This window comes from Cohnella lubricantis, assembly GCF_014212015.1.
Classification (GTDB): domain Bacteria; phylum Bacillota; class Bacilli; order Paenibacillales; family Paenibacillaceae; genus Cohnella; species Cohnella lubricantis.
Window position 1 is genome coordinate 96127 of the sequence record NZ_JACJVN010000065.1, and the last position, 14668, is coordinate 110794.

General features: G+C 58.8%; 9 protein-coding genes and 1 riboswitch. Of the genes, 8 read left to right on the forward strand and 1 reads right to left on the reverse strand.

The window, feature by feature from the left end; all coding sequences use genetic code 11:
* Window positions 1-176: 176 nt before the first annotated feature.
* The 8 genes from H4Q31_RS17175 to H4Q31_RS17210 all read left to right on the forward strand — a co-directional run bounded on the left by H4Q31_RS17175 (window position 177) and on the right by H4Q31_RS17210 (window position 13437).
* Complete coding sequence (locus H4Q31_RS17175; protein ID WP_245347439.1) at window positions 177-1106, forward strand: ABC transporter permease; 930 nt, start codon at window positions 177-179, stop codon at window positions 1104-1106.
* 52 nt (window positions 1107-1158) lie between these two features.
* Entirely contained in the window at window positions 1159-2046 is an 888-nt protein-coding gene (locus tag H4Q31_RS17180) for a carbohydrate ABC transporter permease (protein ID WP_185180285.1), read from the forward strand.
* Window positions 2047-2195: 149 nt separating this feature from the next.
* Window positions 2196-3890: a type 2 periplasmic-binding domain-containing protein gene (locus tag H4Q31_RS17185; RefSeq protein WP_185180286.1), complete on the forward strand. Its 1695-nt coding sequence runs from the start codon at window positions 2196-2198 to the stop codon at window positions 3888-3890.
* An 82-nt stretch (window positions 3891-3972) separates the two neighbouring features.
* Window positions 3973-5886, forward strand: coding sequence for a cache domain-containing sensor histidine kinase (locus tag H4Q31_RS17190; protein WP_185180287.1), 1914 nt, complete (start codon window positions 3973-3975; stop codon window positions 5884-5886).
* Complete coding sequence (locus H4Q31_RS17195; RefSeq protein WP_245347435.1) at window positions 5883-7412, forward strand: response regulator; 1530 nt, start codon at window positions 5883-5885, stop codon at window positions 7410-7412. The genes H4Q31_RS17190 and H4Q31_RS17195 overlap by 4 nt, the downstream gene beginning before the upstream one ends.
* Before the next feature lie 28 nt (window positions 7413-7440).
* On the forward strand, window positions 7441-9369 hold the full coding sequence (locus tag H4Q31_RS17200) for a glycoside hydrolase family 5 protein (protein WP_245347434.1): 1929 nt from the start codon (window positions 7441-7443) through the stop codon (window positions 9367-9369).
* Window positions 9370-9967: 598 nt separating this feature from the next.
* Complete coding sequence (gene guaA, locus H4Q31_RS17205) at window positions 9968-11488, forward strand: glutamine-hydrolyzing GMP synthase (protein WP_185180301.1); 1521 nt, start codon at window positions 9968-9970, stop codon at window positions 11486-11488.
* A 306-nt stretch (window positions 11489-11794) separates the two neighbouring features.
* Window positions 11795-11894, forward strand: a riboswitch (purine riboswitch).
* A gap of 148 nt (window positions 11895-12042) precedes the next feature.
* Entirely contained in the window at window positions 12043-13437 is a 1395-nt protein-coding gene (locus H4Q31_RS17210; protein WP_185180288.1) for an NCS2 family permease, read from the forward strand.
* 142 nt (window positions 13438-13579) lie between these two features.
* Here the strand turns inward: H4Q31_RS17210 and H4Q31_RS17215 are convergent.
* A partial coding sequence (locus H4Q31_RS17215; RefSeq protein ID WP_185180289.1) for a glycoside hydrolase family 3 protein occupies window positions 13580-14668 on the reverse strand: 1089 nt, incomplete at its 5' end.

A 14668-nucleotide genomic window follows, 5' to 3' on the forward strand; every position in this document is an offset into this window, starting at 1 on the left:
CATCGCCCGCCACCCGAAAAAACAGCACCTTACCTTGAATGAGGTGCCTGTTCATCGGTCAGCGGCGACTGTACAATGAGGCATATTGAAAGGGTTTACACTTATTCGCACTCATAACGGCGGGAGGTGCCCCACAAATGAACGCGAACGCAGAGGCGCCAAGCCCAGCGTCCGGGATGGTACCCGGCAGCGAGAGAAGGAAGAGCTGGCTGCGGAAGCTGTACAGGCAGCGGTACCTGCAAGTCATGGCTCTGCTCGGCGTGGCCTGGATGATTATTTTCAACTACATTCCGATGTATTGGACGACGATTGCCTTCCGCGACTACGACATTCTGCGGCCGATGTCCGAAGCGCCATGGGTCGGGCTAACGCACTTCAAAGAATTCTTCCAAGACGATTACCTGTGGCCTGTCATTCGCAACACGCTAGGCATGAGCTTGCTGAAGCTGATCATCAACTTCCCGCTGCCCATCGTGTTCGCGCTGCTGCTCAATGAGGTCCGATCGCTCCGGTTCAAGAAGTCGATCCAGACGATCTCTTACTTGCCTCACTTCCTGTCGTGGGTCATTCTAGGCGGCATTCTGGCCAACTGGCTGGCGGATGTCGGCATCGTCAACCAAATTCTGATGGGGCTCGGCTTCATCAATGAGCCGATCTTCTACTTGGCGGAACCGAACTACTTCTGGTCGATTGTCGTCGCCTCCGACCTCTGGAAGGAGCTTGGATGGTCCGCGATCATCTATCTGGCCGCGATGAGCGGCGTCTCGCCGGATTTGTATGAGGCAGCGACGATGGACGGAGCCGGGCGGTTCCAGAAAATGTGGCGTATTACGCTTCCCTGCATCAAAGGGACGATCGCGATTCTATTCATTCTCGCGGTCAGCGGCCTGCTGAATTCGAACTTCGATCAGATTCTCGTGCTTCGCAATTCGCTTAACGAGAGCACGAGCAGCGTCATTGACATCTACATCTACCAGGTGGGCATTCTGGATAGCCGCTTCTCCTACTCGGCAGCCGTCAATCTGCTCAAATCCTTGATCGCGCTCGGTCTGCTGCTCGGAGCGAATCAAATCACGAAGAGGCTGAACGGCACCTCTCTGTTCTGAGGCGAATCCACCGCGTGGAGAGCCCTACTTCAAGAAAGGCGGCGAATCTCATATGTTCTCTCTTAATCGCCGGACGGTAGGCGAAGCTGCATTCGATTGGGTGAACAATCTGCTGATGCTCATCATCTGCTTCGCGACGCTGTACCCGATCTGGAACGTGCTCGTCAACGCCTTCAACGACGGCACGGATGCCATGAGGGGAGGCATCTATTGGTGGCCTCGCCAGTTCAGCCTCGATAACTTTAAGACCGTCTTCGAGAGCAACGGCATTATGACCGCGATGGGCGTGACGGTGGCTAAGACGGTCGTCGGCACGGTGGTGCATGTCCTCTTCACCGCCATGGTCGCGTACGCCTACTCGCGCAGAGAGCTGATCGGACGAACCGTCTACATGGTCATCGGAACGATCACGATGCTCTTTCCCGGCGCGCTGATTCCGACATTTCTGCTGATCCGCGATCTTGGGATGATCGACCACTTCAGCGTTTATATCATTCCAGCCTTATTCAGCTTCTTCGATCTGATCATCTTCCTTAGCTTCTTCCGGGAGATTCCGGACGGGCTCATCGAAGCGGCGGAGATCGACGGCGCGGGCGACTTCACGGTCTTGTTCCGAATCGTGCTTCCCGTCTCCATGCCGGTCGTCGCGACGATTGCCCTGTTCCACGGCGTCTACCAATGGAACGATTACTTCACCGGAATGATCTATATCAACAATACGGACCTGCAGCCGATTCAGACGTTCCTCTTCCGCGTCGTCGCACAAGCGAGCTCCAATCAGATGATCTCGGCCATGCCGAGCGGCGTCGCGACGAACGTCACGAGCCAATCGCTGAAGCTGGCGACGATGATCGTCACGACAGCGCCGATCGTCATCGTCTATCCTTTCTTGCAGCGGTACTTCGTGAGAGGCTTCATGATCGGTTCGATTAAGGGCTGAGGCTGAGCGCACTTGCCGTATTCAACGCGTATCGACCGATCCGACCGTATCCGCCTTACCCTCCGCCTCCACCGGTTTGTCCGTCTCGCGCCTACTGCGCGGGCTGATAATATACGCAATTCATTCTATTCAAAAGGGGCCAAAAGATAATGGGAACCAAACGCAAGCTCTTGACCTCCCTGCTCGCTGCGACGACCGCTCTGTCGCTTGCCGCATGCTCCTCCGGAGGCAGCAACGCCGCGAACAACGGCAACGATGCCGGCAATTCCGCATCTCCGTCAGTATCTCCTTCGACGACGTCCTCCGCGTCGTCCAGCCCGCAAGCGGGCAGCGATCAGCCGGCTTGGCAGAAGGATACGTCGCCGATCACGTTCGACTGGTACATTAACTTCTCCTGGTTCAACTCGAAGTGGGGCGACGACGTCGTAGCGAAGTACGTCACGAAGAAGACCGGCGTCAGCATCAACTTCATCGTCCCGGCCGGCAACGAGACCGAGAAGATGAACACGATGCTCGCCTCCGGCTCGCTGCCCGACTTCATTACGATTGACGCTCCGAACGAGGCCGTCAAGAAGATGATTAACGGCGAGATGGTGCTGCCGCTGAACGAGCTGGCCGATCAATATGACGCTTACTTCTACAATGTCGCCGACCCGGCCAAGCTCGGCTGGTTCACACAGCCCGACGGCAACGTATACGGCTACCCGAACGCTTCGTCTTCGCCGGCCGACTATGAGAAGTACGGCCAGAACTTCACATCGAACCAGACGTTCGAAGTGCGCAAGGATATGTACGAAGCGATCGGCAGTCCGGACATGAGTACGCCTGAAGGCTTCCTGAACGCTCTCCAATTGGCGAAGGAGAAGTTCCCGGAGGTTGACGGCCAGCCGCTCATTCCGCTCGGCCTGCATGAATTCACCGACACCGGCAACTACTCGCTGGAGGATTATCTGCAGAACTTCTTGGCGATTCCGCGCCAGAAGGACGGCAAGCTGGTTGACCGCAAGCAGGATCCGGAATATCTGAAGTGGCTGAAGACGCTGCGCAAAGCGAACGAGATGGGCCTCCTCTCCAAAGACATCTTCATCGACAAGCGTCCGCAGATGGAAGAGAAGATCGCGCAGGGCCGCTACTTCGCGATGCTCTATCAACGCTCTGACTTCGCGACGCAGAACCTGTCTCTGTACCAGGAAGATCCGAACAAGGCCTACATCGCAATCGACGGGCCGGCGAACAGCAATCACGACCAGCCGACGCTGGCAGGTCCGGGCATCTCCGGCTGGACGGTGACGTTGATCTCGAAGAACGTCAAAGACAAGGAGCGCGCCATCGCCTTCTTGAGCTACCTGATCAGCGAAGAAGGCAACAAGGATCTGTTCCTCGGCGAGAAGGGCGTAACTTGGGATACCATCGACGGCAAAGACCAATTCAAGCCGGAAGTCGTGGAGCTGCTCAACAAGGATCGCACGGCGTTCGACCAGCAATACGGCGCGTCCTTCAAATACTGGATGCTCATGGACACGAACATGAACCTGCAGTGGGCTCCGCCGAGCGTCGATCCGGCGAAGCAGATGGAGGATTGGACGAAGGGCAAATCGATCAGCATGTCGGAATTCGACGGTCTTGATCCGTCGCCGGAGTCGAAGGAAGGCGTCGCGAACAGCAAGAACCTCCGGGAGTGGGGCAAGACGCTGCCGCAGCTGCTGCTTGCCAAATCGGATGAGGAATTCGATAATATTTTTAACAAATATTTGAATGGCCGTACCGATGTGGAAGCGGTGGATGCCGCGCGCCAAGCCGCATACGACGCGAATGTGCAGAAGCTTGAATCCTTAAATAAATAACGATCAGCACCGCAATCCGCGGCCTGGCCATCCCTCTCGGAATGGTCGGGCTTGCGGTCATTAATCGGCAGGATGTGAGCAGGTGGCTAGAACGGGGAGAAGCTGGGCCGCGACGATTCGTATTGCTATAGCAGGCTTGCCGATTCAGGCCAAGCTTATTTTATCGTTCGTGCTTATTATCTTCATCCCGATCGTCCTGTTCGGCTGGTATGTCTTGAACGGCATCTCCGACAGCGCCATCCGCGAGATTACGAAGAAGTCCGAGAACATCCTCGACATCGAGAAGAACAACATTCAGAACAACTTCGATCTGATGGAATGGACGGGACAGCTCGCCCTGACGGAGACCAATCGATCGATGAAGGATTACTTGAATTCGCAGGAGGAGATGGATACCGCCTCGCTGCTGGATTTCAAGAGGAATACGTTCAGCAGCTTCGAACGGTTCCTCAACAACAACCCGCGTATTGCGGCTGTTCGGCTGTATACGAGCAACCCGCATGTCTACGAGTTCTGGCCGGTTGTCCTGAAGGAAGAGCGGATCATGAACAAGCCTTGGTACAAGGCGGTCCTGCAACAGCAAGGGATCAACTGGTGGGAGATCCAGCACGACATCGACTTCTCGGCGATATCGCCGGACGACTCGGCAGGCGACGGGCCCTTCGTCTCCTTGCTCCGCGAATTTACGTACGAGGATCGGAAGACACATAACGGCGTGCTTGAAGTGAGCATGAACGTCAAACAGTTTTTCACCAAGACTTATAGCGTTCAAGAGCCAAGCTCCCAGCTGCTTGTCGTTGCGCGCGACGGGGAGATCTATACGGATGATCGGGCGCAAATCTTCCAGCGGGCGACGGCGCAAGAGTTAATTAGCAAGATTCCGCTTAAGCCGGAAGAGAGCGACAGCGGCGAACGCTTCGAATATAACGGCGGGTCGTATCTGGCTATTCAATCTTATGTCCCGCAGCTGGATATCCATCTGGTGAACGTCGTCTCCTTGGCGGACACGATGGCGGATCTGAAGCACACGCGCAACAATCTGCTGCTCATCGCGCTTATGCTGGCAGCCGTGCTGATCGTCATCTCGGCGTTCATGCATTCGCTTATTCTGAAGCGGCTCAAGGTGCTGCGCGATTCGATGAAGAAGGTCCGCAGCGGCGACTTCCACCTGGACGTGCCGGTATACGGTTCGGACGAGGTGGGCGAGCTCGGCCATCATTATCGGCAGATGCTGAGGAAGATCAACGAATTGATCGTGGACCAGGTCAACCGCCAGGCGGCGACCAAGGAGGCGGAGCTGCGTTCGCTCAAGAACCAGATCGATTCCCACTTCCTCTACAACACGCTCGAAAATTTAAAGATGCTGGCCGAAGTCGAAGGCCAGTATACGATATCCGATGCGCTGACATCGCTCGGAGGCATGATGCGGTACAGCCTGCAGTGGACGCACGACCGCGTCCGGCTGCGCGACGAGATCGAGCACATCCGCAATTACGCCGCCATCATGAACGTTCGATATGACGGACGGCTGGAGCTTCGGGTGGATGTGCCCGAGGAATGCATGGACCAAGAGGTGCTGAAGATGTCGCTTCAGCCGATCGTCGAGAATGCGGTCAAGCATGGGATGGACTCGCCGCGGCTGAAGGGCGGGAAGCTGACAATCGCGCTGTCGGCGGCGATCCGGCAGGAGCAATGCGTCATCGAGGTGACGGACAACGGCAAAGGCATCCCCGAGGAGCGGCTAAGGCGTCTCAACCGGATGCTGCGAATGGACGAATCCGATTACCGGGAGCTTCGCGAGATGTTTGGCCAAGGACAGAGGGAGGGCGGCGGCAGTGGAAGTGGAAGCGGCATCGGCCTGCGCAACGTCGACCAGCGCCTCGTCATGTCCTATGGACAAGAGAGCGGCATTCGGATCGAGAGTCTCGAAGGAAGCTACACTCGCGTCGTGATGACGCTGCCCAAATTCAATTGGACCGGAGGAGAAGGCCGATGAAGCGCAAATTGGTCATTGCCGACGACGAGACGAATATTCGGCTGGGCTTGCGCGCGATGATCGAACGGCAATATCCAGAACGTTACGAGATCGCGTTCGCGGAGAACGGCAGCGAAGCGCTCTCGATCATCGCGGCCGGAGGCGCGCACCTGCTCATCACGGATATCCGCATGCCGGTCATGGACGGCATCGAGCTGCTCGAGCAGCTGCAGCATCAGCCGGAGCGGCCGGAGGTTGTCATCCTGAGCGGGCATGACGACTTCCCTTACGCTCAAGCCGCTATTCGCTATCAGGCGAAGGAGTACTTGCTGAAGCCGATCGTGCGCAGCGAGCTGTTCGCAGTGTTGGAGCGGCTGGAGGAGGAGCTGCGGCAGAAGGACGAGCGCGCCTCTGATGCGGAAGGGCAGCGGATCGTCGACAAGCAGACTCGGCTGGCGCAGGTGCTGCAGCGGGAGAGCATCGCGGAGAGCGAACTGCGCAGCCTGCTGCTGGAAGCCGACATGGGCTGGCTGGACGGGGAATACACCGTCGGGATTCTGCGTCCGCCTGCAGGCACGACGGAGGCGCCGGCCCTATTCTCGCGGGTCGAGCAGTGGCTCGGCGGTCAGTCGGACTGGGCAAGATGCAGCCTTCGCGAAGGCGAGAAGATCATCGCCGCGCGGGATCCCGCATTGTTCTCCGGCATGCTGGAGCAGCTCGCGGACCATGTGCAGGGCCGGCCTTGCCTGGCTCTCAGCTCCAGAGCGACCGGCATGGGGCAGCTGCGGCTCGCGTACAGTCAGGCGCGGCAGGCATCGAAATATTATCTGCTATATCCGGATCTGGAGTCCATCGAATACGATGTCGTTCGCAATCTCAACTCGCGCTGCCCGTTGCCGACGGAACCGATTCGCAAGATCGCCAATCTGATCGGCATGGGACGCCTGCCGGAGATCAAACGGCTGCTTCAGCAGACGCTCGATATCCGCTTCGTCTCCCGCTGCGAGATCGGTTATTTGATGGCGATCAGCCGCTTGTTCAACGAAGAGGTGTTCGACAGGGTGTTCCGCACGTACGGCGAGGAGTCTGTCGAGATTCTCAGGCTGTACAAGAAGGCGGGGCACATCGACAACTTCGACCGGTTCCACGACTATTACCACCACGTAGAGCAGCTGCTCGAGCGGCTTGACGAATATGTCGCGCGCGTCCGCTCCGTTCACGCGGAACGCAAAGACATGCAGCGAGCCGTCGATTATCTGCACGAGCATTATCGGGAAGACGTCAATATGGCGGTCGTATCCAATTATATATCCCTTAACTATACGTACTTCAGCGAGGCATTCAAGGAATTCACGGGAGAGAGCTTCTCCGTCTACTTGCGGAAGCTGAGGCTGAACAAGGCTAAAGAACTGCTAGCGAAGACGGATCTGAAGGTGTATGAGATCTGCGAGCTGTCCGGCTTCGAGAGCGTGAAGCACTTCACGAGAGTGTTCAAGGAATCCGAGGGTATCACGCCGGTGGAATATCGCAATCGCATGCTCGTATGACCGATTCGATGCAGGGGAGGGGCAAGAAATGGGAGATGGAATGAGGGCAGGAACTGGAGCGGAAGCAGGAATTGGATCGGGGACAGGCGCGGGAACCGGAACGAGAACGGGACAGACGGAAGTGGACGGATGGGTGCGCGCAGAGGGCAAACGGCTGGTGAACGGCAGAGGGGAAGAGTTGATGCTGCGCGGAGTCGGCCTTGGCAGCTGGCTTCTGCCGGAAGGCTACATGTGGAAGCTGCCGGAGGGAGGCGATCGTCCGCGCCGCATCGAGCGGATGTCGGCGGAGCTCGTCGGTGCCGAGGAGGCGGCCGGCTTCTGGGAAGCGTACCGCGAACGGTATATAGCGGAGGCCGATATCCGGCGGATCGCGGAGGAAGGCTTCAACTCCGTTCGTGTGCCGTTCAACGCGCGAATGCTGCTGGAAGGGGACATTGACGGAGGGCTGGAGAGGAAGGCGGATGGCGAGCCGGGCGGAGGGTTGAGCGGAGAGTTGCATGGAGAGCAGAGCGGAAGGCTCGGCAGCGGACTGAATAGCGAAGGCTACAACGAGCGCGCCTTGGGATTGCTGGATCGCGTCATCGAATGGTGCAAGCGCTGGAACGTGTACGTCATCCTCGACATGCATGGCGCGCCCGGCGGCCAGACGGGGGCGAACATCGACGATTCGGAGAACGACCAGCCAGAGCTGTTCATCCGCGAGGAGTACCGGCAGGCGGCCATCGACATGTGGCGCATGCTGGCCCGACGTTACCGGGACGAGTGGATCGTCGCCGGCTACGACCTGCTGAACGAGCCGCTGCCGGACTATCACGGCGCATATCATGGCGAGGTTCAGTCATTGTACCGCGACATGATTCGGGCGATACGGGAGGAAGACGCGCGCCATCTGATCATTCTGGAGGGCGTGCATTGGTCGACGGACTGGTCCATTTTCACCGAACGGTTGGACGATAATGTACTCTACCAATTCCACAAGTACTGGAACAACCCGGATACAGAGAGCATTCAGAAGTACCTGGACTTCCGAGACGAGTGGGAGGCTCCGATCTGGATGGGCGAAGGCGGGGAGAACGATCTCGACTGGTACGCCGGCGCGTTCCGGTTGTTCGAGGATCACGGCATCGGCTGGAACTTCTGGACGTGGAAAAAGATGGACACCCGCAACTCCCCCTGTTCAGTCGCGCGTCCGGAGGGCTGGGAGAAGCTCGGCACATATTTGGAAGGCGGAGAGAAGCCGTCTCGCGAGGAGGCGAGCCGGATCTTGACCGCGTATCTGGACGGGCTGCCGCTGGAGGCTTGCCAATATCGGCCGGAGGTCGTCCGGTCGCTCTTCCGCCGGCTGCCGGTGCGTATTCCGGCGATCCATTACGGCTATCAGGGAGCCGGCATCGGCTTCGGCGTCGCCGTACGGAGCGAATGGGAAGCCGGCTACCGCGGTGGCGATGGCGTGGAGATCCGCTATGTGGACGGCGCCCCGCGAACACCGCCGACCGAGCCGGGCTGGCACCGCTGGGATACGGGCATCGGCCTGTGCGTGCAGATTGCCGCTGGCGATTGGCTAGCCTATGACTTCACGGTTGGGCAGAGGGAGGAAGCGGCAAGCTATGCAAGCGTGACAGAGCCGGGGCCGGGGCCGGGGCCGGAAGAGGCAGCAGGGGTCGAAGAGGCAGCAGCGACAGCTGCAGCGGAGACGGCGAAGGCAGAGCGGGGAGAGGCAGATGCGGCGCTGTTCCGGCTGACGCTTCGATTGGCGGCCCCGGAAGCGCCGGCGGTGCCGGCAATAGTCGAGGCGGCCGTCGATGGAACGGCGATCGGCACCGTGAGTTCGGCATCGGCGGAATGGATGGAGGCTAGGATTGACCTGCCGCCGCTGGCGACGGGCGAGCATCGAGTCGTACTGAAGGCGTGCGAAAGCGCGGTCAGGCTGGAGTCGCTGACGTTCGAGCGGGCTTAAACGTAAGCGCGATGCGATAACGGAACGGCGATCCGTTATTACTGGACACCATACCGCTCGCCGTCACAATAAAGGAACACCGTTCCGTTATTCTTCGCAGTCGCACAAGTAACTAACTCAAAACGCGCAAATAACGGAGCGCCGTTCCGTTATCGTGCATAAATGGTTATTCATCTCGTTAATAACGGAACGCTGTTCCGTTATGCCAAAGGAGACAGTTACTCCAAACCCGCAGGAGCGGGAGCGAGCAAGTACGGAGGAATGCGAGGGGATCGACTGCGCTTCAGTTACTCCAATCTCCTGCGAGCAGGGGCGAGCGGATGCGGGGTTACATGAGACGGAATCGCGTGCGAGTGCCCCGTAAGCCGGCAAGGCGGGTTGCATGAGCTGCCAGCCTGGCGGCGGCAACCTATGGCGACCGCTGTCCCCAGCTCCCTTCGCCTTGACGCTGCCGAACGCGCACCGCTATAATTGACATCAATTAATGGAATGACCCCAGCAAATTGACGTCGATTCGCGCGTTCCAGTCAGCCGGAACGACCGTTGTTGCATTCCTTCAGGAGGCTCGGTTAGCAAAGTGAACAACAATCCGCATGAAATGATCGTCGTGCTCGACTTCGGCGGCCAGTACAATCAATTGATCGCGCGCCGCATCCGCGATCTTGGCGTCTACAGCGAGCTGCTCCCGTACAACACGAGCGCGGACAAGCTCCGCGAGCTTCAGCCCAAGGGCATCGTCTTCTCCGGCGGCCCGGCTAGCGTCTACGCGGAAGGCGCGCCTTCCGTCGATCCGGGCGTCTACGACCTCGGCGTGCCGATTCTCGGCATCTGCTACGGCATGCAGCTGATCACCCATCAGCAAGGCGGCAAGGTGGAGCCTGCATCCAAGCGTGAATACGGCAAGTCGGACGTGGACTTCACAGCCGACAGCCGGCTTATCAAAGGGCTGGAGAGCCGCCAGACGGTCTGGATGAGCCACGGCGACCACGTCACCGAGCTGCCGGCCGGCTTCAAGGTGGACGCGAGCACGGAGCATGCGCCTGTAGCGGCGATGAGCCACGAAGAGCGCGGGCTGTACGCGGTGCAGTTCCACCCCGAAGTGCGCCACTCCGTCTACGGCAACGAGATGATCCGCAACTTCCTGTATGAGGTTTGCGGCTGCCATGGCGATTGGAGCATGTCGACGTTCATCGAAGATACGATTCGCGACATCCGCGAGCAAGTCGGCGACAAGAAGGTGCTATGCGCTCTGTCCGGCGGCGTCGATTCGTCCGTCGTCGCAGCGCTCATTCACAAGGCGATCGGCGATCAGTTGACGTGTATGTTCATCGACCACGGCTTGCTTCGCAAAGGCGAGGCCGAGAGCGTCATGGAGACGTTCGCCGGCAAGTTCGAGATGAACGTCGTGAAGATTGACGCCAGCGAGCGCTTCCTCGGCAAGCTGCGCGGCGTCTCTGACCCGGAAGAGAAGCGGAAGATGATCGGCAACGAGTTCATCCGCGTTTTCGAAGAAGAATCCGCTAAGTTTGACGACTTCGCGTTCCTCGCGCAAGGCACGCTGTACACCGATATCGTCGAGAGCGGCACGGCTACGGCACAGACAATTAAGTCGCACCACAACGTAGGCGGCCTGCCGGAAGATATGAAGTTCAAGCTTGTCGAGCCGCTGAAGGCGCTGTTCAAGGACGAAGTGCGCAAGGTCGGCACGGAGTGCGGCCTGCCGGATGTGATCGTCTGGCGTCAGCCGTTCCCTGGACCGGGCCTCGCGATTCGCGTGCTTGGCGAAGTGACGGAAGAGAAGCTCGAGATCGTGCGCGAATCCGATGCCATTCTGCGCGACGAGATCGCCAAGGCGGGCCTCGACCGCGAGATCTGGCAGTACTTCACGGCGCTGCCGAACATGAAGAGCGTCGGCGTCATGGGCGACGGCCGCACGTACTCTTACACCGTCGGCATCCGCGCGGTCACCTCGATCGACGGCATGACGGCCGATTGGGCGCGCATCCCGTGGGACGTGCTGGAGAAGATCTCCGTGCGCATCGTCAACGAAGTGAACAACGTCAACCGGATCGTCTACGACATCACGTCGAAGCCGCCGGCGACGATCGAGTGGGAATAAGAGGGCATCGAAAATCGAAAGCCGTCAGAATCGCTGATCCAGCGGTTGTGGCGGCTTTGTTCGTTCTGTCAGCTAAAGGAATACGACCACATTGCCGCCGCCGACCCCAGAATGCACGCGTGCAGAGACAGGCCTGCTGCGCCTTCGGAATCCAGGATGGCATCGCGGAAAAATCCATAAAATGTAATGAATCCACTATGAATCGAGATCAAACTGCGAAATTCCCGAACTTAATAGTCGAAAAACCACAAAAAAGTTCGTAAAAACGGTTGACGGCGCATGGCATTGTACCTAGAATGAGAGAGGACTCATAATTGAATCGTGCTTCGTATAATCCCGGGAATCGGCCTGGGAGTCTCTAGGGATCACCGCAAATGATCCGGCTACGGAAGACGATAGAGCAACCGCCAGGGGAATGACGCGCGATCTCCTTTGGTATGCTTTGTCGTTGGTCGGCGAAACCTAGAAGAGACATCTTCTAGGTTTTTTTGCCTTTAGCGATTCATTTATCCATCCTAATCATCTGACCAAACTTAAGGAGGACATGCACGAGCATGGACAAGTTCTTCAAGTTGAAGGAAAAGGGCACGAACATCCGCACGGAGATTATGGCCGGCTTGACGACGTTCTTCACGATGGCGTACATTCTGGCCGTCAACCCGACGGTGCTCAGCCCATCGGGTCTCGACGCTTACGGCATCTTCCTCGCGACGGCGCTGGCGGCCGGCATTTTCACCCTCGCCATGGGTCTGTTCGTGAACTTCCCGGTAGCTCTCGCTCCAGGCATGGGACTTAACGCGTACTTCGCGACGGTAGTCGTCGCTTCCGCGGCGACCGATCATCAGATCAGCGCTTCGATGGGACTTGCGGCGGTATTTATCTCGGGCATTATCTTCCTGATTCTGACGGTAACGAAGGTTCGGCAGATGCTGATCGTCGCCGTTCCGGACAGCCTCAAGCACGCGATTACGGTCGGCATCGGCCTGTTCATCACGCTTCTCGGCTTGAAGAACAGCGGCGTGCTGACGATCTCGCTTGACGCCTTCGGCCGCGACTTCGCGCAAGGCTCCTATACGAACCTCGGCGGCAGCGAGACGGTTATGCACATGGGCGATCTCGCGGATCCAGCGGTATGGCTGACGATCGTCGGCCTGCTGATCATCGCGGCTCTCATGGTGCTTCGCGTTCGCGGCGCGATTCTGATCGGCATCGTGCTGACGACGCTGATCGGCGCGATTCCGGGCGTAGACGTGACCGACTTCGGTTCGCTCGCGAACCAGAAGTGGGTTCCGGATTTCCGCGAATTGAACTTCTGGGATTTCGACTTTAAAGACTTGCTCACGACAGGCCTGCTGTCTGCCATCGCCACGTTCACGTTCGTCGAGCTGTTTGACACGTTCGGAACGCTCGTCGGCACAGCGAACCGCGCCGGCTTGCTGAAGAACAAAGATGAAGGCCACAAGCGCATCGGCAAAGCGATGATCGTCGATTCCCTCGCCGTCAGCGGCGGCGCTATGCTCGGCACGAGCACGATGACCGCCTTCGTCGAGAGCTCCGCTGGCATCGCCGAAGGCGGACGCACGGGCCTCACGTCTTCGACGACCGGCGTGCTGTTCCTGCTCTCGCTGTTCATTGCCCCGATCGCGCTGCTCGTGCCGACTCCGGCAACCAGCGCCGCGCTGATCATCGTCGGCGTGCTGATGGTGCAATCGATCAAGGAGATCGACTTCAGCGACCTCGTCATCGGCATTCCGGCGTTCCTGACGATTGCCATGATGCCGTTCACGTACAACATCGCTAACGGCATCTCGTTCGGCATCGTATCGTACGTCGTGCTGGCCGCTCTGTCCTCTTGGATCGGCAAGAAGAAATACAGCGTGCACTGGCTGATGTGGATTCTGTTCGTCCTCGTCATCGCAAGATATATCTTCATCGGTTCGGAAGGGTAATGGATCGAAGCTAGTTGGCATTGCCCAAGCATGACAAGCTATATTGCGGCAACTAAGAGAGGCCGATCGGGTTCGCCCCCGATCGGCCTCTTCTTGTCTTCGGATCATCATTCGGATCAATTATTAGACGGCATGAATCCGATCAGATGAATCGGAAGCTGGAGATCCGCAGCCCGGCGCTTGGCGCAAGCACGATATCGCAGCGTCCGAGCAGCGGCTCGACCGCGCACGTAACGGTATGCCAGCTTTGCGCGCCGCCAGTGGCAGGCACTTGGCAGACGCCGACAACCGTCTCCTCGCCGCCTGCGGCGCTCCGGAGCTCGATTACGCCGTCGCCGTCAGCCGCAGATACCCGCGCTTCGAAGCAGACAGCGCCGCGATCGCCGAATTCAGCATCGCGATAGCGCAGCCAGGCGCCTACCCGCATAGAAGCGGCGCTGCTGCCGCCTTCGCGGCACTCGTCGATAATGACACCTTCGTACTCGTCATAGCAGACTGCCGCTGTCGGCATGCGCAAATTGCGCGGCGGCACCTGCTCGCCGGCGACCTTGAGCTCTGCTGCGAGGACGATGTCCGCCGATGAACGTCCGGCCATCAGCCGCCAGGTGCCGGCTTCCAAACACCAGCGGTCGCGCGTCACATCCCAGAAGGCCAGCTCCGCGGCGTTCACGGTGAACTGCACCGCCCGGCTCTCTCCTGCTTCAAGCGCAATTCGGCGGAATCCGAGCAGCTGCTTCAGCGGCCGCTTCACGCGCGAGCTGCCGGCGGCTCCATAGAGCTGCACGACTTCCTCGCCGGCTCGTTCGCTTGCATTGCGTACGGTGACGCTGACAGTCACTTCCTCATGCTCCCCTATGGTGGAGCGATCCAACTGCAGGCTGCTGTATTCGAACTTCGAATACGTTAAGCCGTGCCCGAACGGATACAGGACATCTCCAGGGAAGTAGCGGTAAGTCCGTTCGCCCTTGATAATGTCGTAGTCCATGAAGTCGGGCAGCTGATCGACCGAACGGTACCAGGTCATGTTAAGCCGTCCCGCCGGCGCGTAGTCGCCGAACAAGACGTCTGCGACCGCATGGCCCAGCTCCGGACCGGCGTGTGACGTGTACAGAATCGCCGGGACGTGCTCGTCCGCCCAATTGACGGCGAACGGATAGCTGCCGACGATGACGACGATCGTATTCGGATTCGCCGCGTATACTTCGCGGATGAGCCGCTCTTGCGCTTCCGG